This window comes from Labedella endophytica (assembly GCF_003990045.1).
GTDB lineage: Bacteria > Actinomycetota > Actinomycetes > Actinomycetales > Microbacteriaceae > Labedella > Labedella endophytica.
The window spans coordinates 265,237-290,005 of record NZ_RZGZ01000002.1 but is presented as its reverse complement, the minus strand read 5'-3'; the positions used below and the strand labels follow the sequence as shown (position 1 = coordinate 290,005).

General features: G+C 70.7%; 23 protein-coding genes. 17 read left to right on the top strand and 6 right to left on the bottom strand.

Features of this window, described 5'->3' with window-relative positions; all coding sequences use genetic code 11:
* The first annotated feature begins 68 nt into the window (after nucleotides 1-68).
* From ELQ94_RS04885 to ELQ94_RS04845, 9 genes are all read left to right on the top strand, one after another.
* The gene (locus ELQ94_RS04885) at nucleotides 69-1,508 is read left to right on the top strand and encodes a M14 family zinc carboxypeptidase (RefSeq protein WP_127047786.1); all 1,440 of its coding nucleotides are present in this window, start codon (nucleotides 69-71) and stop codon (nucleotides 1,506-1,508) included.
* A complete protein-coding gene (locus ELQ94_RS04880; protein WP_127047784.1) occupies nucleotides 1,505-2,431 on the top strand; it encodes an ABC transporter permease in 927 nt (308 codons plus the stop codon). Before ELQ94_RS04885 ends, ELQ94_RS04880 begins: the two co-directional genes overlap by 4 nt.
* Complete coding sequence (locus ELQ94_RS04875) at nucleotides 2,424-3,317, top strand: ABC transporter permease (protein WP_127047782.1); 894 nt, start codon at nucleotides 2,424-2,426, stop codon at nucleotides 3,315-3,317. The genes ELQ94_RS04880 and ELQ94_RS04875 overlap by 8 nt, the downstream gene beginning before the upstream one ends.
* Nucleotides 3,314-4,744, top strand: coding sequence for a serine hydrolase domain-containing protein (locus ELQ94_RS04870; protein ID WP_127047779.1), 1,431 nt, complete (start codon nucleotides 3,314-3,316; stop codon nucleotides 4,742-4,744). Before ELQ94_RS04875 ends, ELQ94_RS04870 begins: the two co-directional genes overlap by 4 nt.
* Nucleotides 4,741-5,319 carry a GbsR/MarR family transcriptional regulator gene (locus ELQ94_RS04865; RefSeq protein WP_127047777.1) on the top strand — a complete coding sequence of 193 codons (579 nt, stop codon included), beginning with the start codon at nucleotides 4,741-4,743 and terminating at the stop codon, nucleotides 5,317-5,319. Before ELQ94_RS04870 ends, ELQ94_RS04865 begins: the two co-directional genes overlap by 4 nt.
* A complete protein-coding gene (locus ELQ94_RS04860) occupies nucleotides 5,316-6,950 on the top strand; it encodes an ABC transporter ATP-binding protein (RefSeq protein ID WP_127047775.1) in 1,635 nt (544 codons plus the stop codon). Before ELQ94_RS04865 ends, ELQ94_RS04860 begins: the two co-directional genes overlap by 4 nt.
* 121 nt (nucleotides 6,951-7,071) lie before the next feature.
* On the top strand, nucleotides 7,072-7,464 hold the full coding sequence (locus tag ELQ94_RS04855) for a ChaB family protein (protein WP_127047772.1): 393 nt from the start codon (nucleotides 7,072-7,074) through the stop codon (nucleotides 7,462-7,464).
* A 46-nt stretch (nucleotides 7,465-7,510) separates the two neighbouring features.
* Nucleotides 7,511-8,539, top strand: coding sequence for a non-homologous end-joining DNA ligase (gene ligD, locus ELQ94_RS04850; RefSeq protein ID WP_127047770.1), 1,029 nt, complete (start codon nucleotides 7,511-7,513; stop codon nucleotides 8,537-8,539).
* Between the two features lie 94 nt (nucleotides 8,540-8,633).
* Entirely contained in the window at nucleotides 8,634-8,906 is a 273-nt protein-coding gene (locus tag ELQ94_RS04845) for a DUF2277 domain-containing protein (RefSeq protein WP_127047768.1), read from the top strand.
* A gap of 91 nt (nucleotides 8,907-8,997) precedes the next feature.
* On the opposite strand, the gene ELQ94_RS04840 is transcribed toward ELQ94_RS04845, so the two are convergent.
* On the bottom strand, nucleotides 8,998-10,053 hold the full coding sequence (locus ELQ94_RS04840) for an ATP-dependent DNA ligase (protein ID WP_208007548.1): 1,056 nt from the start codon (nucleotides 10,051-10,053) through the stop codon (nucleotides 8,998-9,000).
* A gap of 149 nt (nucleotides 10,054-10,202) precedes the next feature.
* Here ELQ94_RS04840 and ELQ94_RS04835 point away from each other — a divergent pair, with 149 nt between their 5' ends.
* Entirely contained in the window at nucleotides 10,203-11,417 is a 1,215-nt protein-coding gene (locus ELQ94_RS04835) for an alpha/beta hydrolase (protein WP_243696867.1), read from the top strand.
* A gap of 86 nt (nucleotides 11,418-11,503) precedes the next feature.
* Nucleotides 11,504-12,439, top strand: coding sequence for a quinone oxidoreductase family protein (locus ELQ94_RS04830; protein ID WP_127047764.1), 936 nt, complete (start codon nucleotides 11,504-11,506; stop codon nucleotides 12,437-12,439).
* Between the two features lie 48 nt (nucleotides 12,440-12,487).
* Here ELQ94_RS04830 and ELQ94_RS04825 read toward each other — a convergent pair whose 3' ends face one another.
* Complete coding sequence (locus tag ELQ94_RS04825; RefSeq protein WP_127047762.1) at nucleotides 12,488-13,501, bottom strand: glutathione S-transferase family protein; 1,014 nt, start codon at nucleotides 13,499-13,501, stop codon at nucleotides 12,488-12,490.
* A 185-nt stretch (nucleotides 13,502-13,686) separates the two neighbouring features.
* Here ELQ94_RS04825 and ELQ94_RS04820 point away from each other — a divergent pair, with 185 nt between their 5' ends.
* Both ELQ94_RS04820 and ELQ94_RS04815 read left to right on the top strand, forming a co-directional pair.
* Nucleotides 13,687-14,412 carry an endonuclease/exonuclease/phosphatase family protein gene (locus tag ELQ94_RS04820; RefSeq protein ID WP_127047760.1) on the top strand — a complete coding sequence of 242 codons (726 nt, stop codon included), beginning with the start codon at nucleotides 13,687-13,689 and terminating at the stop codon, nucleotides 14,410-14,412.
* A gap of 39 nt (nucleotides 14,413-14,451) precedes the next feature.
* On the top strand, nucleotides 14,452-15,207 hold the full coding sequence (locus ELQ94_RS04815) for an endonuclease/exonuclease/phosphatase family protein (protein ID WP_127047758.1): 756 nt from the start codon (nucleotides 14,452-14,454) through the stop codon (nucleotides 15,205-15,207).
* On the opposite strand, the gene ELQ94_RS04810 is transcribed toward ELQ94_RS04815, so the two are convergent.
* The 4 genes from ELQ94_RS04810 to ELQ94_RS04795 form a co-directional block, all read right to left on the bottom strand.
* Nucleotides 15,191-15,841 carry a TetR/AcrR family transcriptional regulator gene (locus ELQ94_RS04810; protein WP_166404660.1) on the bottom strand — a complete coding sequence of 217 codons (651 nt, stop codon included), beginning with the start codon at nucleotides 15,839-15,841 and terminating at the stop codon, nucleotides 15,191-15,193. The two genes, ELQ94_RS04815 and ELQ94_RS04810, sit on opposite strands and share 17 nt — an antisense overlap.
* A gap of 21 nt (nucleotides 15,842-15,862) precedes the next feature.
* Nucleotides 15,863-17,533, bottom strand: coding sequence for an FAD-binding oxidoreductase (locus tag ELQ94_RS04805; RefSeq protein ID WP_127047754.1), 1,671 nt, complete (start codon nucleotides 17,531-17,533; stop codon nucleotides 15,863-15,865).
* Nucleotides 17,530-18,228 carry a lysophospholipid acyltransferase family protein gene (locus ELQ94_RS04800; protein WP_208007546.1) on the bottom strand — a complete coding sequence of 233 codons (699 nt, stop codon included), beginning with the start codon at nucleotides 18,226-18,228 and terminating at the stop codon, nucleotides 17,530-17,532. The genes ELQ94_RS04805 and ELQ94_RS04800 overlap by 4 nt, the downstream gene beginning before the upstream one ends.
* A gap of 124 nt (nucleotides 18,229-18,352) precedes the next feature.
* The gene (locus ELQ94_RS04795; RefSeq protein WP_127047750.1) at nucleotides 18,353-19,123 is read right to left on the bottom strand and encodes an SDR family NAD(P)-dependent oxidoreductase; all 771 of its coding nucleotides are present in this window, start codon (nucleotides 19,121-19,123) and stop codon (nucleotides 18,353-18,355) included.
* Between the two features lie 75 nt (nucleotides 19,124-19,198).
* Here ELQ94_RS04795 and ELQ94_RS04790 point away from each other — a divergent pair, with 75 nt between their 5' ends.
* Genes ELQ94_RS04790 through ELQ94_RS04775 form a run of 4 tightly spaced genes read left to right on the top strand, consistent with a single transcriptional unit; the run spans nucleotide 19,199 to nucleotide 24,769 of the window.
* A complete protein-coding gene (locus ELQ94_RS04790; RefSeq protein ID WP_127047748.1) occupies nucleotides 19,199-20,026 on the top strand; it encodes a hypothetical protein in 828 nt (275 codons plus the stop codon).
* Nucleotides 20,023-22,473, top strand: a complete 2,451-nt coding sequence (locus ELQ94_RS04785; protein WP_243696866.1) for an HAD-IB family hydrolase — start codon at nucleotides 20,023-20,025, stop codon at nucleotides 22,471-22,473. Before ELQ94_RS04790 ends, ELQ94_RS04785 begins: the two co-directional genes overlap by 4 nt.
* Nucleotides 22,470-24,023 carry a lactate racemase domain-containing protein gene (locus tag ELQ94_RS04780; RefSeq protein WP_127047746.1) on the top strand — a complete coding sequence of 518 codons (1,554 nt, stop codon included), beginning with the start codon at nucleotides 22,470-22,472 and terminating at the stop codon, nucleotides 24,021-24,023. The genes ELQ94_RS04785 and ELQ94_RS04780 overlap by 4 nt, the downstream gene beginning before the upstream one ends.
* Entirely contained in the window at nucleotides 24,020-24,769 is a 750-nt protein-coding gene (locus ELQ94_RS04775; RefSeq protein WP_127047744.1) for a lysophospholipid acyltransferase family protein, read from the top strand. The genes ELQ94_RS04780 and ELQ94_RS04775 overlap by 4 nt, the downstream gene beginning before the upstream one ends.

Genomic DNA, 24,769 nt, shown 5'->3' with positions numbered 1-24,769 from the left:
CCGGGCGAGCGCGAGCCGGCCGGCGGGACCCCCATCTGCACAGCACACCGATCCACCTGAGGGAACCGATGACCTCGACGCCGACCGCCGACAGCGCGATCACCGACACCGTGACCACCGCGCCGCCGCCCACCGGAGCTGCCCCGTCGCTCCCCGAGATCCTCGAGCGCGCCGCGCGCATCGAGCCCCTCACGACGTTCCCTCCCATCGACGAGCTGCTCGCCGGCTTCGACGCCCTCGCCGCGTCCTCCGGCGGCCTCCTCGTGAAGCGACGCATCGGTACCTCCCGCCTCGGTGAGCCGATCCACGAGTACGTCGTCGGGACGGGCTCCCGCCACGCCCTCGTCGTGGGAGGCGTGCACCCCAACGAGCCCATCGGCTTCCACACGGCGCGCGTCCTCGCGGAGCACGTGCTCGCCGAGCCGGACTTCTTCGCGCGTTTCGACACGACGTGGCACATCATCCCCACCATCGACCCGGACGGCGCCCGCCTCAACGAGGGCTGGTTCGCGAACCCGGGCGACCGATCGCACTACGCGCGGAACTTCTACCGCCCGGCTCCGCAGGAGCAGGTCGAGTGGTCGTTCCCGATTTCCTATAAAGACGCCTACTTCGACCGGCCGATGCCCGAGACCCAGGCGCTCATGCAGCTCATGGTCGAGACGCACCCCGCCCTCCTCGTGGGCCTCCACAACGCGGAGCTCGGCGGTGTCTACTACTACGTGAGCCGCGAGCTCCCGGGCGCGGTCGCCGCCCTGCACGCGATCCCAAAGGCGCTCGGTCTGCCGCTCGACGCGGGGGAGCCCGAGTCGGCCGACCTCACGGCGGTGGCGCAGGCCGTGTTCCTCTCGCCCCTCGCGACGGACCACTACGACTACCTCGAGGCCCTGGGCGTCGATCCCACCCGCGAGGTCGGGGGAGGCGGCTCGGCCGACTACGCCGCCCGCTTCGGCACCCTCGTGCTCATCGCCGAGCTGCCCTACTGGTCGCACGACGACGCGCTCGACACGAGTACCTCGAACACGGCCTACGACGCGGTGCTGCGCCGGAAGGCGACGGAGCTGCGGCAGACGGGGGCGATCCTCGGTCGTGCCCTCGCCGCGGCCGAGCCCCACCTCACGGTCGCCTCGCCGTTCCTCCGGGCCTCCCGTGCGTTCGTCCCGATGATGACGGCGGCGGGTGACGCGGAGGCCGCACGCGCGGATCGCCCCGAGTCGCGGCGCCCCGCGACCGTCGCAGAGGTCTTCACGAACGCCGACCTGGTGCGCTGCTTCCGCCTCCGGTTCGGCGGCATGCTCGTGCGAGCGCTCGACGCGGAGGTCGTGGCCGGGATCGCACCCGTCGAGGTGCGGCGGGCGGCGGCCGAGCTGCGCGCGGCCTACGACGAGTGGATCGCCGAGTCCGACGCCGTCGCCGGCCTCGAGGTCCTTCCCGTCGAGAAGCTCGTGGGCGTGCAGTACGCGTCGACCCTCGCGATGGCGGCGCAACTGGCCGGGGACGGCTCGTGATCCGCTTCGTCGGACGTCGTGTCGTGGAGCTCGCGATCGTCTTCGTCGGCGTCACGTTCATCATCTACGTCATGGTGTTCACGCTGCCCGGTGACCCCATCGCCGCCCTCGGCGGCGACCGACCGCTGCCGGAGGCCGTCCAGGCGCAGTTGCGCGCGCAGTACCACCTCGACGAGCCCGTGTGGCTGCAGTACCTGCGCTACGTGGGCGGACTCTTCACGGGGGATCTCGGCACCGGCTTCGACGGCCGCCCCGTCGGCGACCGGATGGCCGCCCGCTGGCCCGTCACGATCACCCTGGCGCTCACCGCGTGGGCGATCGAGGTCGTCGTCGGCGTCGTCCTCGGCCTGATCTCTGGGCTCCGCAGCGGCGGCCTCGTCGACCGCACCGTCCTGGTGGGCACGGTGCTCGCGACGTCGATCCCCGTCTTCGTGCTCGGCGTCACGGCGCAGCTCGTGTTCGGCCTCCAGCTCGGCTGGTTCCCGATCGCCGGGACGAGCGAGGGTTGGCCCACCGCCTACCTGCTCCCCGCCATCGTCATCGCACTCTTCGGTCTCGCGAGCGTCACTCGCCTCATGCGCGGCAGCGTCGTCGACACCCTCCGGTCCGACTTCGTCCGGACACTGACCGCCAAGGGCATGCCGCGCCGCAACATCGTGGGCGTGCACGTCATGCGCAACTCGGTGGCCCCCGTGCTCACGTTCCTCGCGATCGACCTCGGCTACCTCCTCGGCGGGACGGTCGTCATCGAGGCGATCTTCAACCTGCCGGGCATCGGGGCGCTGCTGTTCGACGCCATCAAGACCCATGAGGGACCGACCGTCGTGGGCGTCGCGACCGCCCTCATCCTGATCTTCCTGGCGACGAGCGTCGTCGTCGATCTCATCAATTCCGTGCTCGACCCGAGGATCCGCCATGAGTGAGCAACTCGCGCCGCAGCAGGCGCCCCTCGTCGCACCGGCCGACCGCAGCATGTGGGCGACCCTTCGTGCGCGTCCCCTCTTCTGGATCTGCTCGGTCGCCCTCGCGATCCTCGCGGCCATCGCGATCCTGCCCGGGCCGATCGCCGGCATGTTCGGGCAACCGGACCCGCGCGCGTGCGACCTCTCGCAGAGCGCGCTCGAGCCGGGCGGCGCCCACGTCTTCGGCACCGACCTGCAGGGCTGCGACATCTTCGCGAACGTCATCTACGGCACGCAGACCTCGCTCTTCATCGGGCTGCTCACGACGATCCTGTGCCTCGCGATCGCGATGGTGCTCGGCACGATCGCGGGCTACTACGGTGGTTTCGCGGACCGTGTCGTCGCCCGCCTCACAGACGTCTTCCTCGGCTTCCCCTTCCTCCTCGGCGCCATCGTCGTGCTCAACGGTCTCGGTACGCGCTCGGCCGTCACGGTGTCGCTCGTGATCGCGTTCTTCTCCTGGCCGACCCTCGCGCGGCTCGTGCGCAGCTCCGTGCGCACGGTGCGCTCCACGGAGTACGTGCAGGCCGCGCAGGCGATGGGCCTGCGCGACCGGCGCATCCTGCTCGACCACGTGATCCCCAACTCGCTCGGCCCGGTGCTCGCGATCGCGACCACGATGGTCGGATCGGTCATCGTGGCGGAGTCGACGCTGACCTTCCTCGGCGTGGGACTGCGGGCCCCGTCGATCTCGTGGGGCCTGCAGCTGTCGACCGCGCAGTCCTACTTCCAGAGCGAACCCCACCTGCTCGTCTTCCCGAGCATCTTCCTCACCGTCACGGTGCTCAGCCTCATCACGCTGGGCGACATCCTCCGCGACGCCCTCGACCCGAAGGGACGATCATGACGATCGACCGCATCTCCGTCCTCCGCTCGCTCGCCCCGTATCTCGAGGACTGGCTCGCATTCCAGGGCGGCTACCGCCGCACCCCCGGCATCCAGGCCGCGATCCGGGTCGACGACGAGATCGTGCTCGACATCGCGTGGGGACACGCGGACCTCGAAACCGGTGAGGAGCTCACCACCGGGCACCTCTTCCGCATCGCCTCGCACTCGAAGACGATGACCGCGACCGCGATCCTGCAGCTCGCCGAGACCGGGTCCCTGCGGCTCGACGACACAGTCGCGCACTGGATCCCCGAGCTCGAGGGGACGGAGCTCGCGCCCGTCACGGTGCGCGAACTCCTCGGACACCAGGGCGGCGTGATCCGCGACGGCGTGGAGAACAACTTCTGGCAGCGCGGCGGCGAGTTCCTCAACCGCGACGCGCTCATCGCGGGCGCCCGCACGGACGGCGCCATCTTCGCGCCCAACGAGCACTTCAAGTACTCGAACATCGGGTACTCGCTTCTCGGTCTCGTCGTCGAGGCTGCGAGCGGAACGCCGTACAACGACTACGTGACGGAGAACATCGCCGCGCGGCTCGGCCTCGCGGACTCGGGACCGGAGTACGACGCCTCTCGCGCGGCTGACTACGCGGCGGGCCACACCGGACTCACCGCGGGTGACGACGAGCGCCACCGGATCGAACACGTCGACACGCGGGCGATGGCCGCCGCGACCGGCTGGTACTCCACCGCCCGCGACCTCACGACGTACGGTGCGGCGCACTGGTTCGGCGACGACACCCTCGTGACCGACGCGAGCAAACGCCTCCTCCAGCGCGAGGAGTCCCGCGTGGAGGCGCACGGCGTCGAGCTCGGCCGCTACGGTCTCGGCTTCGAGCAGCGCACGATCGGCGACCGCGACCTCGTGGGTCACAGCGGGGGCTACCCCGGCCACATCACCCGCACGTGGATCGACCCGACCGACTCCCTCGTCCTCTCGGTGCTCACGAACGCCGTCGACGGTCCCGCCGACGCACTCATGACGGGTGTCGTGCAGCTCGTCGACCTCGCTCTCGGTGCCGCGCAGGACGTGGAGACGGACGACGACGCATCCGACACCGATCTGTCCCGCTTCACCGGCCGCTTCGCCAACATGTGGGGGGTCGTCGACATCGTCGACCTCGGCGGCAAGCTCGCGAGCATCTCCCCGCGCTCGCCCGAGCCGAAGAGCGCGCACCAGTTCCTCGACGTCGACGGCGACGACGTGCGCACCGAGAGCGTGCCCGGCTTCGGGGCCACCGGCGAGCCGGTGCTCTTCGAGCGCGACGCCGATGGCGCGATCACCGCCGTGACGATGGGCGGCATGACCATGTGGCCCATCGAGGCGTACCGACGCGCCCTCGCCTCCGGGCGTCCCGTCGACACTCTTGCCAGGATGTCCCTATGACCCAGAACCCCACCGAGACCACGGCCATGAGTGACGGAGACGACCGCCTCACGGAGCTCGACGACGCGACGCGTACCTTCGTGGAGGACTTCGCCTCCTCGTGGGAGTCCGCGAACAACGCCCGGATGGACGGTCGGGTCCTCGGACTGCTCATCATCGTCGACGAGCCGTACCTCTCCTCCGCGCAGATCGCGCACCTCCTGCATGCGAGCACCGGGGCGGTGTCGATGGCGACACGCGCCCTCGTGACCGTCGGATTCCTCAAGCGCCACACCCTTCCCGGCGACCGCGCGCACTATTTCCGCGTCGAGGACGACGTCTGGGGCGCATTCCTGAGCGGCGAGCGGGAATACCTCCGCCGGATGAAGGGCACCGTCATCGGGGGCCTCGACCTCGTCCCCGGCGACGCGAGTGGCCCCCGCACGCGACTGCGCAACGCCCAGCGCTACATGACCTGGCTCGAGGGCTACCACCGCAAGATGCTCGCGGATTGGGAGGCCTACCGCGACGCCGCGGAGGCCGGAGACCCCACGACGCCCGAGACGCCCGACCTTCCGAAGGACGACACCCCATGACGACACCGGTCCTCTCCGTGCGCGACCTCGCGATCGACTTCTCGGTGGGAGGCGAACGGGTCCCGGCCGTGCATGCCGTCGACTTCGACCTGCACGCCGGAGAGGTCCTCGCGATCGTGGGCGAGTCCGGGTCGGGCAAGAGTGTCACGTCACTCGCCGTGCTCGGGCTCCTCCCGGACAACGCGACCGTCACGGGGCGGATCCTCGTCGACGGTACGAACGTCGTCGGGGCGTCCGAGCGGGACTTCGCCGCCATCCGTGGGCGGAAGGTCTCGATGATCTTCCAAGATCCGTCGAACGCACTCGACCCCGTCTTCACCGTGGGGTACCAGATCATCGAGATGCTCAAACGGCACGGCCAGGGGATGTCGGGCGCCGAGCGCCGCGCGCGCGCCGTCGAGCTGTTGCGCATGGTGGAGCTGCCCGACCCCGAGGACCGTCTCGGCTACTACCCCCACCAGCTCTCCGGCGGCCAGGCGCAACGTGTGATGATCGCGATGGCGCTCGCGTGCGACCCCGAGGTGCTCATCGCGGACGAGCCCACGACCGCGCTCGACGTGACCGTTCAGCGCGAGATCCTCGACGTGCTCCGCCGGCTCCAGGCGCGCACGAACGCCGCCATCCTCCTCATCACGCACGACATGGGCGTGGTCGCGGACCTCGCCGACCGGGTCGTCGTGATGCGTGCGGGACGGATCGAGGAGACCGCCGACGTGCGGTCCATCTTCACCGCGCCCCGCGCGGAGTACACCCGAGCGCTGCTCGCGGCCGTCCCGCGCATCGGGACGGGCGACCGGGGAACCGCTGCGCTGGCGGAGGAACGACCGGTGCTCGAGGTGGAGGGGCTCGTCGTCGAATATCGCAACCGGCGCGGGCGTCACGTGCGTGCCGTCGACGGTGTCTCCCTCCACATCCGGGCGGGGGAGATGCTCGCTCTCGTCGGCGAGTCCGGGTCGGGCAAGTCGACGATCGGGAAGAGCGTGCTCGGCCTCGCCCCCGTGGCCGAGGGACGTGTGGTCGTCGTCGGCGTGGACCTGCGACGTGCATCCCGCTCCGAGGCGCGCGCGGTGAAGAAGCGCATCGGCGTCGTGTTCCAGAACCCCACGGCGGCTCTCGACCCGCGGCGCACGATCGGCCAGTCGATCGGCGAGCCCCTGCGGGTGCACCTGGGACTCCGGGGCACCGAGTTGGCCGGACGCGTGTCCGGTCTCCTCGAAGCAGTGGAGCTTCCCTCAGCGTGGTCCAGCCGCTACCCGCACGAGCTCTCGGGAGGGCAGCGGCAGCGCGTCGCGATCGCGCGCGCCGTCGCCCTCGATCCGCTGCTGCTCATCGCGGACGAACCCACGTCGGCTCTCGACGTGTCGGTTCAGGCGACGGTGCTCGACCTGCTGCGGCGCCTCCAGCAGCAGTTCCGCTTCGCGTGCCTCTTCATCAGCCACGACCTCGCCGTCGTCGACGCCCTCTGCGACCGCGTCGTCGTCCTGCACCGCGGCGGCATCGTCGAGGAGGGCGAGCGGCGGCGTGTGCTGACGGCACCCGAGCACGACTACACCCGGCGCCTTCTCGCGGCGGCGCCCGTCCCGGACCCGGACGAGCAGGCCCGACGCCGCGGTGAGCCGCTCGCCGGCTGACCGCACTCGGTGCCGTCGAGGCGGCGATTGTGCCATCGGTCCGCGCGCTCGACAAGCGGGTGCCCGAGGTGGGAGGAGAGGACGAGACTGGACTCGATCACCGACGACGAGGAGGTACACGATGCCAGCCAAGGATGAACTGCCGTCCACCCTCGAGCGCAGCGACAAACACGCCCAGGCGCTCTGGTCGAAGACCCACGACTCCGCCGTCGACAGTTACGGCGAGGGGGAACGTTCTCACCGCACGGCGTTCGCCGCGCTCAAGCACGAGTACGAGAAGGTCGGCGACCATTGGGAACGCAAGGACGAGAACGGCCCATCGGACGAGAAGGCCGAGGGCGGTGTCGATTCGTCGGCCGAGACGGCCGGCGGGGTGGATGCGAACGCGACGAAGGAGCACCTCCTCGATCTCGCGAAGCGGCTCGAGGTGTCCGGCCGCTCACGGATGACGAAGGACGAGCTCGTCGAGGCGATCCAGAAGGAGAACGACCGCCGAACTCGGAACGCCCGCTGAGTCGACCCCTCGCGCCGGGATCGTTCGCACGCGTAGGGTGCGAGGCATGGCAAGCAGCGCCGTCACCATTCCCGTCCCCGGTCCGTCGGGCGATCGCGAGGTCCGCCTCTCGAGCCCCGATCGCGTGCTCTGGCCCGAGGCCGGCATCACGAAGCTCGACCTCGCCACCTACATGGTCGAGGTGTCGGAGGCCTTCCTCGCGGCGAACGGCGACCGACCGGTCTCGTTGCAGCGGTTCCCCGGAGGGGTCGACGGCGAGTGGTTCTTCTCCAAGAACCCGCCGAAGGGTGCGCCGGACTACGTCGACGCGGTGACGGTGGAGTATCCGAGTGCCCGCTCCCACCCCCAGGCGGTCCTGAACGAAACGGCCGCGACGGTCTGGGCTGTGCAGATGAACACGATCGTGTTCCATCCGTGGGCCTCGCGCGCGGGAGACACCGACCACCCGGACCAGCTTCGCATCGACCTCGACCCGCAGCCGGGCACTGACTTCGACGACGCGATCCCCGCCGCACTCGCCCTGCGCGACCTGCTCGCAGAGGCGGGTCTCACGGCGTTCGTGAAGACGTCAGGCAATCGCGGGTTACACGTCTTCGCCCCGATCGAGCCCGTGCTCGAGTTCCTCGACGTTCGACACGCGGTCATCGCGGCGGCCCGCGAGCTCGAGCGGCGCCTGCCCGACACCGTCACGACGAACTGGTGGAAGGAGGAACGCGGGCAGAAGATGTTCGTCGACTTCAATCAGGCGAACCGCGACCGCACGATGGCGGGAGCGTACAGCCCGCGGGCGCTTCCGATGGCGAGCGTCTCGTGCCCTCTCGAGTGGGACGAGCTCGGCAGTGTCGATCCGCATTCCCTCACCATCCACTCGATCCCCGAGCGACTGCGCACCATCGGAGACCCGTGGGCCCGCATGCACGAGAAGCCGGGGCGCCTGGACACCCTCATGGAGTGGTGGGCGCGTGACCTCGAGAACGGCCTCGGCGAGCTCCCCTTCCCGCCGGACTTCCCCAAGATGCCGGGCGAGCCGCCGCGCGTCCAACCTTCCCGCGCCCGCACCCCCGACCCCAACTGACCCCCCTAAAAACCTCCTATGTGCTCGAATATTCGAGCACATACGACGCTTTTTGGTACTTGAGGGGAGAGGGGTGCGGGGTTACGGTGTCGGCATGTGCCGGAATATCCACACCCTTCACAACTTCGAGCCCGCCGCGACCGACGACGAGGTCCACGCCGCTGCGCTCCAGTACGTGCGCAAGATCAGCGGCTTCACGAAGCCGTCGCAGGCCAACCAGGAGGCCTTCGACCGCGCCGTCGCGGAGATCGCCCACACGTCGCGCCACCTCCTCGAGGACCTCGTGACCAACGCCCCTCCGAAGAACCGCGAGGTCGAGGCCGAGAAGCACCGGGAACGCTCGGCCAAACGCTTCGCCACCGCCTGACCCCCCCCGGTACCCGCAGCAAGATCGCGATCCAGCGACGGATTGCGTGCTGTATCGCGATCTTCTTGGGGTGAAGGAGGGGAGGGAGGGGTCAGGAGAGGATGGCGCCGAGGTCGTAGCGGGCCGGCACCTCGAGCTGATCGAAGGTGCACGACCGCGCGTCGCGGTCCGGGCGCCAGCGCGCGAATTGCACGGTGTGGCGGAAGCGGGTGCCCTCCATCTGGTCGTAGCGCACCTCCACGACCCGGCGCGGGTGGAGCCGCACGAACGAGATGTCCTTCCCGGACGAGAAGCGGGAGCGATCCGTCTCGCCCCGGACCATCTCTCCGCTCTCGTCCCGCATCACGTCGGGTTCGAGCTCGTCGATGAGCTCCCGTCGGCGCACGGTCGTGAACGCGGATGCGCCGCCGACGTTCCGCAGCTCGCCGTCGGCGTCGTACAGGCCGAGCAGGAGGGAGCCGACCCCCGCGCCGCTCGTGTGCACGCGATAGCCGAGCACGACGACGTCGGCCGTGCGGTGGTGCTTCGCCTTGAGCATGATGCGCTTGCCCGGTGCGTAGGCTGCCGCGAGCGGCTTGGCGACGACGCCGTCCAGCCCCGCGCCCTCGAACTCCTCGAGCCAGCGGCGAGCGACGTCGACATCGGTCGAGGTCTGCGTGAGGTGTACGGGCGCCTCCGCGTCGGCGAGCAGCGATTCGAGGGCGGCGCGGCGCTCGGCGAACGGACGCTCGAGCATCTCCTCCCCATCGAGCTGGAGCAGATCGAACGCCACGAAGGACGCGGGCGTCTGCTCGGCGAGGAGGGCGACACGGCTCGCGGCGGGGTGGATCCGCTGGGACAGCGCCTCCCAGTCGAGCGTCTCGCGGCCGGCCTCGCCCACGCGCACGACGATCTCGCCGTCGACCACGCAGCCGCGGGGAAGCCGCTCGCCGAGCGCGGCGACCAGCTCGGGGAAGTACCGTGTGAGCGCTTTGGATCCGCGGCTGCCGAGCTCGACCGTTCCGTCGTCGCCGACGTAGACGATGCTGCGGAAGCCGTCCCACTTCGGTTCGTACGACAGACCGCCCTCGACGGAATCCGCCGAGGGGACGGCATCCACCGCTTTCGCGAGCATGGGAGAAACCGGGTCGTCGATCGTGAGCGTCATGCGACCATCCTGTCCGCGGTCCTGGACGGATGCCAGGGGTTGGCGCACGACCGACGCTCGGGCAAGGCCCCGCGGACGATCGGTGGCCGACCGTAGACTGGCGCATCGCCCGGTCCCGTCGACCGGCCCCGACACGAACCGGAGGACCCGTGCCCCTCGACCCCTTCTTCGCCGATCGGCTCCGCACCCACCGCGCCTACCTCGTCCGCTCGACCCTCCAGGGCTTCGCGAAGAGCCGTGGCTGGCCGTGGCTATCTCGGCTCGCCGTGAAGATCGCGCCGCCGCCCGCCACGCCGAGACCCCAGGGATCCGCCGCGCCGAGCGCCGCCGCCTCGGAGAAGAGCGGAGTCGGAACGGCCGTCACGCAGGGGCAGTCGCCCGGATCCACACAGAAGGAACCAGCCAAGAAGACGGCTCCCGCGAAGCCGAAGAAGAAACCGAAGAAGAAACCGACGCGCGCCGCCCATCGGAAGGCCGCGATCGCCTGGGACGCGAAGGAACTCGCCGCCGTCGGCCAGGCCGGCCCCGACGTGCGCATCGAGGAGCACACGGTCGCGGTCGCGGGGCGTCCCGACGTGCGCGTCCGCATCTACTACCCGGAGCTCGTCGGAGACCCGCAGCAGGACGACCCCCGCTCCGTGCCCGCGACGCTCGCGTTCTACGGGGGCGGTTTCCGCATCGGCGGGATCGACTACCCCACGACGGACGCCGGCTTCCGCCTCCGCGCGGTCGACGCAGGGATCGCCGTCGTCGCCGTCGACTACGCCCTCGCCCCCGAACACAAGTTCCCGACCGCGGTGGAGCAGGGCGTCGCCGCACTCGGGTGGCTCGCCGACAACGCCGAGGGCCTCGGCATCGACCCGGCCCGCCTCGCGATCTCGGGCATCTCGGCGGGAGGCAACATCGCCGCGTCCGTCGCCCTCGCGAACCGCGACGGCCGGAACGTGCCGCTGCGGTTGCAGCTGCTCGAGGTGCCCGTCGTCGATCTCACCGGCCGCCACATCGATTTCGCGCCCACCCGGGCGATGGGGGTGCCGACGATCTTCGCGATCCGGGAGATGCGCTCGGTCGCCCGCACGTATCTCCGCGAGTCGGCCGACGCGAAGAACCCGCTCGCGTCGCCCCTCCTCGCCGGGTCGCACGCCGGCCTTCCGCCCGCCCACATCCTCACGGCCGAATTCGATGCGCTCCGCGGAGAGGGCGCGGCCTACGGGGCGAAGATCCGCGATGCCGGGGGAGAGGCCACAGTGGTGCGGTACCTCGGTATGACCCACGACACCCCGGTCTTCCTCGGGGCCGTCCCCGCCGCGCGACGCTGGCACCGCGATGTGGTGACGGCGCTCCGCACGCTGCACGGCGACTGACGCCTCGCCCTCCGCGACGGTTCGACCGATCGACGACCGACCCCGTCGGCGCACCGACGTCGCTCGGGCGGGTGGAGGATGGACACATGGCACACACCTGGATCGCACGTGACTTCGGCGGGCCCGACGTCTTCGACTTCGTCGAGGAAGAGGTCCGTCCGCCCGGCCCCGGTGAGGTGACGATCGAGATCCTCGCCGCCGGCATGAACCCCGCCGACTACAAGCACGTCGCGATGGGCGGCGATCCCGCCGACCTCCCCATCCACGTCGGCTACGAGGTGGCCGGTTTCCTCACGGCCGTGGGTCCGGAGACCGAGATCGCCTCGGGCGGCGGCGCGGTGGGCGACGAGGTCCTCGCCTTCCGGATCCGCGGCGGGTACTCGGACGCCGTGACCGTGCCGGCGAAGGACGTGTTCGCAAAGCCTGAGTCGCTCGACTTCCCGCAGGCCGCCAACCTCCTCCTCGCGGGCACGACGGCGGCCGAGATGCTCGAGGTGACGGGTGCGCAGCCCGGCGAGACGATCGTCGTGCACGGGGCTTCCGGAGCCGTCGGTGTCAGCGTGCTGCAGCAGGCACGCTTGCGCGGCATCCGGACCATCGGCACCGCGGGCGAGCACAATGCCGGTGTCGTGACGCTCTTCGGCGGGGAGCACGTCGTGTACGGCGACGGGCTCGAGGAGCGCGTCCGCGAGCTCGCGGCCGGTCCCGTCGCTGCGGCCCTCGATTGCGTGGGCACGGACGAGGCGATCGACGTCTCCCTCGCGCTCGTGGCCGACCGCTCGCGGATCGTCAGCATCGCGAACTTCGAGCGCGCGGAGAGCGACGGCTACCGCGTGATCATGGGCCGGTTCCCGGCGAGCGCGGTGTTCCGAGACCGGATCCGTGCACACCTCATCGAGCTCGCGGGCCGCGGCGACCTCGTCGTCCCGGTCGCGCGCACGTTCCCCCTCGCCGAGGCCCGTGAGGCGATGGCGTTCCTCGCCGACCAGCACCCCGGCGGGAAGATCGCGCTGCTCCCGTAGCTCGTCGTGGAGCAGGTTTCGGTCAGCAGCAGAGCTGGGGCGAGCGGCTCAGTCGAGCGGCGGGACGCGCTCGCCCTCGGGTGGCGGGGGCGGCGGGGTGCCGTCGCCGAAGGGACGGCCGCCGAGCTCCTCACGACCGTGGGGCGTCAGCCAGTCGCGGGGGTCCGGTCCCTTCGGGACGATGCCCGTCGGATTGATGTCCGAGTGGGTCACGTAGTAGTGCGCCTTGATCTGGTCGAAGTCGATCGTGTCGCCGAATCCAGGCGTCTGGAAGAGGTCGCGGGCGTAGGCCCACAGGACGGGCATCTCGGAGAGCTTCGAGCGGTTGCACTTGAAGTGGCCGTGGTAGACGGCGTCGAAGCGAGCGAGCGTCGTGAAGAGGCGTACGTCGGCCTCGGTGATGGTGTCACCGACGAGGAAACGCTGCCCGGCGAGCCGCTCCTCGAGCCAGTCGAGACGGGCGAAGAGGGCGTCGTAGGCGCGTTCGTAGGCCTTCTGAGATCCGGCGAAGCCTGCCTTGTACACGCCGTTGTTGACGTCGTGGAAGATCTTCTCGGCCACGTCGTCGATCTCGGCGCGCAGGTGCTCGGGGTAGAGATCAGGGGCGCCTTCGCGGTGGAACTCGGTCCACTCGGTCGAGAAGTCGAGCGTGATCTGCGGGTAGTTGTTCGTCACGACCTTCCCCGTCGGCACGTCGACGAGGGCCGGCACGGTGATGCCGCGCGGGTAGTCGGGGAAGCGCGCGAAGAACGCCTGCTGGAGCCGCTCGATGCCGAGCACCGGGTCGACACCGCCCGGGTCGAGGTCGAAGGTCCAGCTGCGCTCGTCGTGCGTGGGGCCGGGGAGGCCGAGGGAGATCGCCGACTCGAGACCGAGGAGGCGGCGCACGATCACCGTCCGGTTGGCCCACGGACAGGCCCGCGCGGCGACGAGGCGGTAGCGGCCGGCCTCGACGGGCCACCCGTCCTGGGCGTCCCGCGTGATGCGGTCCTCGATGTAGTTGGTGTCGCGCGTGAACTCGCGACCGGGCTCGACGTATTTTCCCTGCGTTGTCTCGGGCATGGTTCCAGCCTAAGTTGCATTCTGATGAATGGAGACGGGTTGCGACCGTGGCGCTCCATGAACCACGGGTGAACCCGACGGCAATTCCCCGCGAACCCCTCCCGCGGCACCGATCCGCCGGACCGCGCGCTCATACGATGGCCCCGACGGCCGCCGGGGCGCGGCGGCAGAGGAGAGGCGAATCCATGAGGGTCCTGAGCTACAACCTCCGGCATAACCGAGCGGCCCCGGAGCTCGCGAACCTCGTCGCGGACCATGTCGCGGACGTCGTCTGCGTGCAGGAGGCCTACGTCGCCGACCTGCCGGCCCGCGTCGGTGGCCTCGAACTCGCCGCAGCCACGTCGACGGGGCTCCTGGGACTCGGCGTGTACGTCGACGCGACGCGCTTCGCCGTGACCGCGAGTCGCGCCTTCCGGTTGAAGCGCGGTATCCACGACGTCGCCTTCCTCCCCGAGACTCAGCGACTCCTCGCGGTGAGGCTCGTCGACCGTCGCAGCGGCGACGGGACCACGGTCGCATCGTTCCACGCGGCCCCGCTCACGGCGACGAACATCCTGCGCCGGCACCAGGTGGCGTCGGCCCACATGCTGCTCGACGACCTCGGCGAGGGGGAGCCCGTCGTCATGGTCGGCGACTTCAACTACCCGCTCTTCCGCGCAGGGCTCGAGCGGCTCGCGCGTCGCGACGGGTACGCCGTCGCGATCGGCGACGCCCCCACGTATCGGCACACCGCCTCGATCGCGACGCACTTCGACCTCGCCACGTCCAGGGGGATGACGATCGATTCCGTCGTCACGCTCCCCGCCGGTGCGTCCGACCACCGCCCGATCCTGGTGGACGCCCGCGTCGTCGGTGCGGTCTCCAGCGTGGCGCAGCGGCAAACCGTCGGGAGCACGGTGCCGAACCCGTAACATGAGCGGGACCCATCGACGCATCCGAGGCGGAACACCCTGAGAATCGCGAGCTACAACCTCAAACGTCACCGCGCGGTCGACGACCTCGTCGCACTCGCGGAAACCCACGACGTGGACGTCTTCTGCCTCCAGGAGGCGGAGACCCAGCGTCTCGCCCCGAGCGTCGGCAGCCTGTCCCTCGTCGCCCGCACGGCGACCGGCGACATGGGACTCGGCATCTACGCGGACCTCGAGCGCTTCCACGTCCTCGACTCGCGCATCTTCACGGTGCGACGCGCCCTGCACGACCGCTTCCTGCTCCCCGGGATCGAGCGCCTGCTCGCGGCCCGTATGGAGGACAGGGAGACGGGGATCGTATCGACGATCGCGTCCTTCCACGCGTCGCCGCTCTCGGCCGTGAACGCGACGCGTCGTCGTCAGATCGACGAGGCCCACCGTCACCTCGGCGAATTCAGCCTCGGATCGCCCACGCTCATGGTGGGGGACTTCAACTATCCGCTCTTCCGCTCGGGGCTTGCGAAGCGCGTGGAGCGGGCGGGGTACATGCTCTCCGTGAGCGACGGACCCACCTACTACTACACGCCGCGCATCGCGTACCACTTCGATTTCCTCACCTCGACGCGGATGACCGTGGAGGGCGTGCGCACACTGCCGGTCGGGCTGTCCGATCACCGCCCGATCCTCGTCGACGCGACGCCGGTCGGTCCGGATCCGCACCCGCCCACCGCGCCGACCGCCGTGGTGGACAGGGCCGAGCGCGACGACGCCGACGGGGTCAAGCCGAGCGAGTGACGTCGTTCCCCGCGTCCGGGTGCCCCGATCCGTCGGGCCCTGCGGATGAGTCGGGGCGTTCGGACCCGTCGGAAGGAAGCAGCATCACGAGGAGCATGCGGAGGACCCGGTCCGTCCATGCGTCCGATGCCGTGCCGGCGCGGAGGAACTCGCCGATCGAGGCACCGAGGACGAAGTTGAGGGCGACCTCGATGTCGACGTCCGAGCGGAAGCGCCCGGTCGCGACTCCCCTCACGAGGATGTCCCGGACGAGAGCGACCCAGGGGAGGAGCATCGATCGGATCGTGGTGGAGAACCGGGGGTCCTGGTCCACCAGTACTCCCGTGACGCCCCCGAGCCCCAGGATGTGCTCGACGCCGTCGCGGCACTGCAGCGTCACCCACCGCAGCTCCTCCACGATGTCGAGTCCAGCGGGCAGCTCGGGGGCGGCGGCGACCGAGGCGACCGCGACGGAGAGGAGTTCGTCGCGATTGGAGAAGCGGCGGTAGATCGTCGACTTGGCCACGCCGGACACGGCTGATACCGATTCGATGTTCACCGACGCCGGCCCGCGATCCCGGAGGATCTCGAGGGCGGCGTCGACGATCTGCTGCTCCTTGGACGACCCGCGCAGGGGAGCGCCGGATTCCGTCATCGCGCTCCCCATCCGCTCCGCCTAGTCCGCTGCGACGATCTTCCCGGGGTTCAGGTTCTTCCCGGGGTCGACGGCGGCGAACATGCCCTGGACGAGCGCGACACCACCGGCCGAGATGTCGGCCTCGAGCCACGGCGAGTGCTCCGTGCCCACCGCGTGGTGGTGGGACAGCGTGCCACCCGACGCGATGAAGGCGCTCTGGATCGCGGACTTCACGACGTCGTACTGCGCGATGGGGTCGACCCCGTCGTGCACGAACGCGAACGTGAAGTAGAGGCACGCGCCCGAGTGCTCCGAGTGCGAGAGGTGGCACATGATCCACCCCTCCGTGCCGAGCTGGGCGTAGGCGTCGTCGGCGGCCTTCCGCACGTTGCGGTACAGCGGCAGGAGCTTCGACCAGGGCGCTGCGGTCTCGGAGACGTCGGCGGCCGCGCCGCGGTCGAGGAGGAAGTCACGCAGGTACGGCGTGTCGAACTTCTTCTGGTCGTAGAGGGCCCCGGGACCCTTGCCGAGGGTGACGGCGCCGTGCTTGCGGACGACGGAGCCGACCATCGACTTCTGCCGGGCCACGTGCGACGGGGCACCCTCGTAGCCGATGAAGGAGAGGCAGATCTCGTCGAGGTCCCAGCCGCGCTTCTCGAGAACGGCCATGAGTCCGGCGGTCACCTTCGAGGAGATGCCGGTCGAGGCCTTCCTGGTCGCGAACGAGAAGCCCGTCTCCCGCGCGTCGGAGACGCGCGTGATCGAGGGGGCGGCGTCGGACGTCGAGATGTCGTGCATCGCCACGAGGGCGCTCTCCCAGTCCTTGAAGAGGTAGCCGATGACCTCGCGCCGCTCGGGGACGCGGTGCACCTGCACGGTCGCCTCGGTGATGATGCCGAGGCGTCCCTCGCTGCCGAGGATCGCCTCCCGCACGCTCGGACCCGTCGAGGAGTTCGGGATGGGGCGGATCACGAGCGTGCCGTTCGGCTGCACGACCCGCAGGCCCTTCGTGATCTCCGCGATGTCGCCGTACTTGTCCGACTGCATGCCGGAGGAGCGCGTCGCGATCCATCCGCCGAGGGAGGAGTGCGTGAAGCTGTCGGGGTAGTGGCCCATCGTCCACCCGCGCGCGCCGAGCTGCTCCTCGAGGTCGGGGCCGAGGACGCCGGCCTGGACCGTCGCGAGCCCCGAGTACTCGTCGATGTCGACGACCTTACGCAGGCGTCCCATGTCGACGGAGGCGACGACGCGCTCCTCGGCGACGGGAGGCTCGAGGCTGCCGGAGATGTTGCTGCCACCGCCGAACGGGATCAGGACGGCGTCGTTCGCGACGGCCCACTCGACGATGAGGGCGACCTGCGCTTCGTCCGCCGGGTAGAGGATCACGTCGGGGACACGGGGGAGCAGGTGCGCGCGCAGCCGCAGGAGGTCGCGGATGCTCTTGCCGTAGGTGTGCACGACGCGCTCGAGGTCGTCGGTGAGGGCGTACCCGGCACCGACGATCGCGGTCAGGGCGGTGAGGGCGTCACCGGGCAGTCGCGACGCGGGCACGTCGACGGTGGAGAAGTCGTCGACGGCGGCCGGGGGAGCGGAGACGTCGAGACCGACGGCCTTCTTGACGAAGGGCGCGAACGCCGGCTTGTCCTCGTGGTGGAAGCCGACTCCCTCGACGCCCCACCCCCACCACTTCATGTGCGCGACGTCGGTCATGCTGCCCCTTCGTTCCGCGACGCGCCCGATGGCGGGTCGATCCTGCGTTGTCCGTCGTCGCCGGGTTCGACGAGCGAGAGGTAGAGGTCGCGCACGCTCGACTCGATGCGGCGATTGAATGCCGTCACGGTCTCGCCCGTTCGGTGCACGAGGGGTTCGCCGAATGCGATGGCGACGGGCGGCCGGCCGCGGACCGGCCAGTTACGGGTGCGCGGCATGGCGGCCTGAGCTCCATGCATCGCGACGGGCACCACGGGTACCTGAGCCTTGATCGACAGCGCGGCCGCCCCTGCCTTGAACGGGGCGATCGTCGTGTCGCGGGAACGCGTGCCCTCCGGGAAGATCAGCACGGGGACCCCGTCCTCGAGGAGCGTCGTGGCGAGCCCCTTCGACCGGAGCTCCCCGACGCGGTCGACGGGGAAGGCGTTGAAGAAGAGGGAGGTGAGTCCCTTCCTCCACCAGACGTCGAAGAAGTAGTCGGCGGCGGCCGCGGCCGCGAGGTACCGACTGAAACGGTGAGGCAGAGCACCCATGACGAGCGGAGCGTCGAGGTGGCTCGAGTGGTTCGCGACCACCACGAAAGTCTTCGGCAGTTCATCGAGCCGATGCGCGCCGTGCGTCGTGACGTGCACGAGCGACCACACGAGGGGCTTCAGGAGGAGGCGCTGGGCGACGAAGCGAGCACCGGCATGCACTCGAGAGGTGTAGCGGGTGCGCCGTCGCGGTCGCCCTGGTCGTTCCACTCGCCCAGAGTAGTGCGAAAAGGGGGCGGATCGAAACGGTCACCGTAGCGATACACTCGCAACGGTGTCGGTTCGGTCAGTGTCGACGGCTTGACGAGATGCGTCCGGACACCCAGCGGATCGCTCCACGGGGAGCGTGCCGCGCGAGCCACATGAGCACACGGAACCGCACCGAAGGGATCGAGATGACGCGACCTCTCGCCACATCCTGCAGCGCCTCGGCGACGAGAGCGTCGGCGTCGACCCACAGGAACGAGGGGATCGACGACGCGCGGATCCCCGCGCGTTCGTGGAACTCGGTGCGCACCCAGCCGGGGCAGAGTGCCGTGACCCCGACGCCCGTTCCGGCGAGTTCGACCGCGAGTCCCTCCGAGTACGACGTGACCCACGCCTTGATCGCGGAGTAGGCGCCCATCGTGATGAAGCCGGCCGTGCTCGACGTGTTGACGATGTACCCGTTCCCGCGGGCGCGCATCGCCCGTCCGGCCGCGCCGCCGAGGACGAGCACCGCTCGCACCATCACATCGAGCGCGCGTTCGTGGATTGTCGTGTCCTCCGCGAGCAGCGCGTCGTGCACGCCGAATCCCGCGTTGTTGACGAGCATGTCGATCGGGCGGTCGGTCCGCTCGAGCACCGTGGCGACGCGATCGACGTCGGCGCGGTCCGCGAGGTCGGCGACAACCGTTTCGACGTCCACTCCGAACGAGGTCGAGAGATCGGCCGACACGGAGGCGAGACGGTCGGGATCGCGGGCGACGAGGACGAGGTCCGTTCCACGGGCCGCGAGGGCGCGGGCGAACGCCGCGCCGATCCCCGAGGTCCCGCCGGTGATGAGGGCAATGGGCATGGCCCTCACGATACGACCACAGCGCACGGCCCTGCGCATATCGACCATGCAGACCGAACCACCGGAGGACCACGAATGACCGAGACCGCCGACGCCCAGCAGGGCTTCGACATCCGGGCCTTCACGCGCTCGGCCGTCGGCAGCCACTCCGACGCCCTCCCGCTCGACGCCTTCGCCGAGCGGCCGCTGACCCCCGACACCGTTCGGACCCTCGCGTACCTGCGCGATGTGGAGCGCGCGACGATGCACCACATGCGTGACGTGCTCGTGACCCCGTCGCACAAGGACGCCCGCCTCACCGCGTTCCTCGCGACCTGGGCGTTCGAGAAGTACTGGATCGCCGACGCCTTCGACCGGATCGTCGGCGCGCAGGCGGACTCGGTGCACGCCGAGCGTGGCCTCGTGGGGCGTGCGCTCCACCGCATCGACGAGACGCGTGACCGCCTCGCCCCGATCGGCACGGCCATCGCCGCGAACCTCATCGGCGAGGACGTCATCGCGACGCACGTCACGCGCGGCGCGATCGACGAGTACTGGACGCGCGAGGTCTACTCCGCTCTCTCCGATGCCGAGGCCCGCCCGGAGCTGACCGAGCTCCTCGCGACGTTCGCCCACGTGCGATCCCGCCACCGCGTCTTCTTCGAGGAGGAGGCCCTGCGGCGTCTCGCCGAGACGGACGGCGCCCGCCGGCTGACCCGGGCGATGCTCTCCCGGAGATTCCTGCCCACCGGGATGCGCGAGGAGCCGAGCGCCGAGACACGCTACGTCTTCCGCTCGCTCTTTCCCGACGCGCGATCCCGCGGCCGCATCGCCCGGATCGACCGGCGGATCGATGCCCTCCCCGGCATGGGCGGCCTCCGCGTCATGCAGCGGGCGGCCCAGCGATTCGGAGCAGCCGCGTGACCGGCGGTACGAGCGGTGCCGACGACGCGCGCGCCGTCACCGCGGACGGCGCGGACGGCGCGGACGTGGATGCGGTGGCCGTCGCTGCGGACGCGCTGACCGAGGCGCTCGGCGCCGGTCCGCTCGAGGGCCAGCACCTCCTCCTCACGGGCGCGACGGGCTTCGTCGGCCAGGCGCTCCTCGAGAAGCTGCTGGCCGAGTACCCGAGCACCCGCATCAGCGTGCTCATCCGTCCGCGCGGCTCGCTCACGGGAGCGGCCCGGCTCACGAGCCTCATGCGCAAGCCGGTGTTCCGACCGTGGCGTGACCGAGTGGGCGCGGAGGAGGCCGATCGTCAGGTCGCCGAGCGCGTCACCGTCATCGAGTCGAGCATGGGCGATGTCGCCGAGTTGCCGGGTGACCTCGACGTGCTCATCCACAGCGCCTCGACCGTCTCGTTCGACCCGCCGATCGACGAGGCGTTCCGGACCAACGTCCAGGGCGCCGTCGGCCTCTACGAAGCGCTCCTGCGCACGGGGTCCGACCCCCACGTCGTGCACGTCTCCACGGCCTACGTCGGTGGTATCCGCAAGGGCGCGGTCGTCGAGGCCTCCCTCGAGCACGCCGTCGATTGGCGGACAGAGCTCGCGGCGGCCCTCTCCGCGCGCACCGCCGTCGAGGCGTCGTCGCGACGTCCCGAGGTCCTGCGCTCGCTCATCGCGGCGGCACGCGCAGAGTCGGGCAAGGTCGGCCCGCAAGCCGTCGCCGCGGCCGCCGAGGAGGGCCGGCGGGAATGGGTCCAGAAGCGCCTCGTGGAATACGGGCGTGCCCGCGCGCAGAGCCTCGGTTGGGCCGACGTCTACGCGCTCACGAAGTCGATGAGCGAACGCGTCGCCGAGGACCTGTGGGCCGGAAGGGGGCACCGCTTGTCCGTCGTGCGTCCCGCGATCATCGAGAGCGCGCTCGCGCACCCGTTCCCCGGTTGGATCGACGGCTTCAAGGTGGCCGATCCGCTCATCATCGCCTACGGACGCGGGCTGCTCCCCGAGTTCCCGGGGCTGCCCGACTCGATCCTCGACATCATCCCCGTCGACATCGTCGTGAACGCGACGCTCGCCGTCGCCGCGACGCCACCCCCCGTAGAGACGCCCCAGTACTTCCACCTCAGCTCGGGCGGACGTAATCCGCTGACGTTCCGCGACATGTACGAGAACGTCCTGCAGTATTTCAGCGCCACCCCGATCCCCGACGACCAGCGCGGGCACATCCGTGTGCCGTCGTGGGCGTTCCCCGGCAGCAAGGCGATCGAGCGCACCCTGGCGCTCAACGAGAAGGCCAATCTCGCGGCCAAGCGGCTGCTCCTGCGCTTGCCGTCGTCGACCACGACGCGGGGCTGGATGCGCGGTGTCTCGGCGCGTGCGCAGGACCTCGAGCTCCTCCGCAGCTACGCCGATCTGTACCAGTCGTACACGCAGGCCGAGATCGTCTACGACGACAGCCGCACGGCCGCGCTCGGTCGGGCGGTCGCTCCGGAACGCCAGGACGTGCACGGCTTCGACGCCGCGTCGATCGACTGGGACGATTACATGCAGCGCGTGCACCTCCCGGCGGTCACGACGCTCATGAAGACGTTCTCGTCCCGACCGCGCGCCAAGGCCGTGGGGGAGAAGGCGCTGCCGACGAATCCTCGCGCGGTCGCCGTGTTCGACCTCGAGGGCACGATCCTCGCGTCGAACATCGTCGAGCAGTACCTCTGGGTGCGCCTCGCGAGCCTCCCGACGTCGCACTGGCCGTCGGAGCTCGCCGACCTTCTCGCCTCGCTCCCGCGCTACCTGCAGGCCGAGCGTCGCGACCGCGGCGAGTTCATCCGCACGTTCCTGCGCCGCTACGAGGGCGTCGACGACGCTCGCATGCGCGCCCTCGTCCGCGAGAGCGTGAGCGACGCCCTGCTCGCGCGCATGAAGCCCGAGGCCATCCGACGGGTACGAGCGCACCGCGCGGCCGGCCACCGCACTGTCCTCGTGACCGGGGCGGTCGACGTGCTCGTCGAGCCGTTCGCGAGCCTCTTCGACGAGGTCGTCGCGAGCTCGATGCACGTGCGCGACGGTCGTTGGACCGGCTACCTCTCGGGTCCGCCCCTCGTCGACGAGGCGCGCGCCGCATGGTTGCGCCTCTACGCCGAGCGCCACGACCTCGACCTGTCGGCCTCCTACGCCTACGGCGACAGCCACGCGGATCGCGCGTGGATGGAGCTCGTGGGTCACCCACAGGCCGTCAATCCCGACGCCGCGCTCTACCAGCACGCCGTGCAGAAGCACTGGCGCATCCGGTTGTGGCACGACCTGCGGCACCGGAGGCTCGATTCTCTCGTGGGCGTGCTCCGATCCGAGTCGGCCCTTCCTCCCTCCGAACCGGCGCCCACCCCGCGCCCCCCGAAGACCCATTCCGCCGAGGAGACCCCCGCATGACCAGACCCGGCTACGTCCTCACCGTGGACGAGGACACCCCTCCGCTCGTCGTCTTCCGCGGAGGCAGCGTGCGCCTCGAGCGCCTGCCCGTCGGCTCCGACGTCGTCTACCCGGCCGATGCCGAGCCGGCCGTTCGGTCCCTGTCCGCGGAGCTCGATCGCGTTCTCGCCGCCCCCGAGGGCTCGGAACCGCTCGAGAGGCTCCTCACCGCTGGCACGGTCCTGACGATCGTCGTCGACGACCTCTCGCAGCCGGTGACGGCGACGAGCGGCGCCGACGTGCGCCAGCGCATCGTGGAACGCGTGCTCGAGATGGCAGCGCGAGCGGGCGTCGACGACGTGCGCGTCCTCGCCGCCACGGGGTTGCGGCGACGCCTGACCTCGCACGAGCTGCTCTCGACCCTCGGGGAGCGGGTGTTCCGCTCGTTCGACGCCGCGTCGCTCACGAGCCACGACGCGGAGGACCGCGACGGAATGACCTCGATCGGCGAGCTGCCGGACGGGTCGCCCATCGAGGTCGCCTCGCGACTCGTCGAGAGCGACGTCGTCGTAGCCGTGCGTCTGGCCACGGCCGTGGGCGACGAGGGCTCGGCCTCGCTCGTCCCGTCCTTCGCGAGCGCCGCGACCGCTCGGGCACTCACGCCGGTCCCGGGGACCGACCGGGTCACGGCGCAGCAGCGCGACGACGCCCTCGCCCCCTTCGTCGACCGCCTCGGCGATCGGGCGCGCGTCGTCACGATCGCTGCCACACTCGCGGACGCCCCCATCCAGCGGGTGAGCGCCTTCCTCGGCAAGCGCGAGCGCGAGTGGACCCTTCTCGACCGCGTGCGCTCCCGCATCGTGCGCTCGACGGCCGCGGTCCTGCCCGAGGCCGTGCGACCCGTGCGGTTCCCCGGGATCGGCCACGTCGTCACGTCGGTGCGCGCGGGGGCGCCGTCGGCCGTTCACGCCTCGACGGACGCATTCCTGCGCACGACGCGGCTCGCAAACCCGCCCGCTCGCGCCGACATCGCCCTCTTCGGGCTGCCGGACACGGGCTACGGCACGAGCGGCGCGCCCCTCGACCCGATCAGCGTCGCGACCCTCGGTCTCGGTCAGGTCTTCGACGGTGTCGCCGGCGAACCCGTCGTGAGGGAGGGCGGCGTCGTGATCCTCTCGCACCCCCTCACGCCGTCGTTCCACCCCATCCACCACGCGGCTTATGTCGACTTCTTCTCCGACGTGCTGCGCGACTCGACGGACGCCGCCGTGATCGCCGAGCGGTTCGAGGACGACTTCGCCCGGGACGACTGGTACCGCCACCTCTACCGGACGAGCTCGGCGCACCACGCCCTCCACCCGTTCCACGCCTGGTACGCGACGTCGGCCGCCCGCGAGCACCTCTCCGACGTCATCGTCGTGGGTGGCGACCGCGAGACGGCGTCGCAGCTCGGCTTCCGCGCGGCCACGACCCTCGAGGACGCCCTCGACATGGCGGGGCACCGGGACGGCGGCGACACGTCGCTCACGTTCGTGCACGGCACACCCGTGCGGCCGGCGGCGCTCGCATGATCCGCCGCGCGACCGTGTCGCCGCTCCTGCCGCTCGCGGCCGTCGCCGTCCTGGCGCACCGTCCGCTGCGGCGAGCGGCGGTGCGGGCCGCCGTCGACGTGGTCACGTGGGGAGTCGAGGAGATCGCGGAGGGCACGGGCCCGTTCGTCTTCGCGGCGAACCACCCGAGTTCTCTCGACGGACCACTCCTGCGATCGGTCCTCGAACCCGTCGTCGGTCCCGTCGCGGTCGCCTCCGACGCAGCCGGGCTCGGGCGCGGTGCGGCCGGTGCCGTCGGTCTCGGCGCGGCCCGCGTGACGCTGCGCGCCGGGCGGAGCGTCGTCGTCTTCGCGGAGGCGGAGCGCGCCGACGACGGCGACCTGCGTGGCTTCGGGACCGCGGCGGCCCGCCTCGCGATCGAGGCCGGCGCGCCACTCGTACCCGTCGCGATCGATGGCACGTTCGCGGCGCTGCCACCCTGGCGCCCCCTCCCGCGAGCGGGTCGTCCGCGGGTCACGGTCACGTTCTCCCGACCAATCCCCGCGGGCGCGAGCGACGAACCAGCAGAGCTCGCCCACCGGGCGGAGCAGGCCGTCCAGACGGCCATCGACGGAACGCGGGGCCCCTGGTTCGCCGCGCACCTCGCGCATGCCGGATCCGGTGAGGGTGATGGGGCAGAATCGCACTCGGGGCGTGCGCGGTGGCGTCGCATCTGGGGAAGCACACGCACGGACGCACGCCCGGCACGACGCCGGACGTGGAGGTAA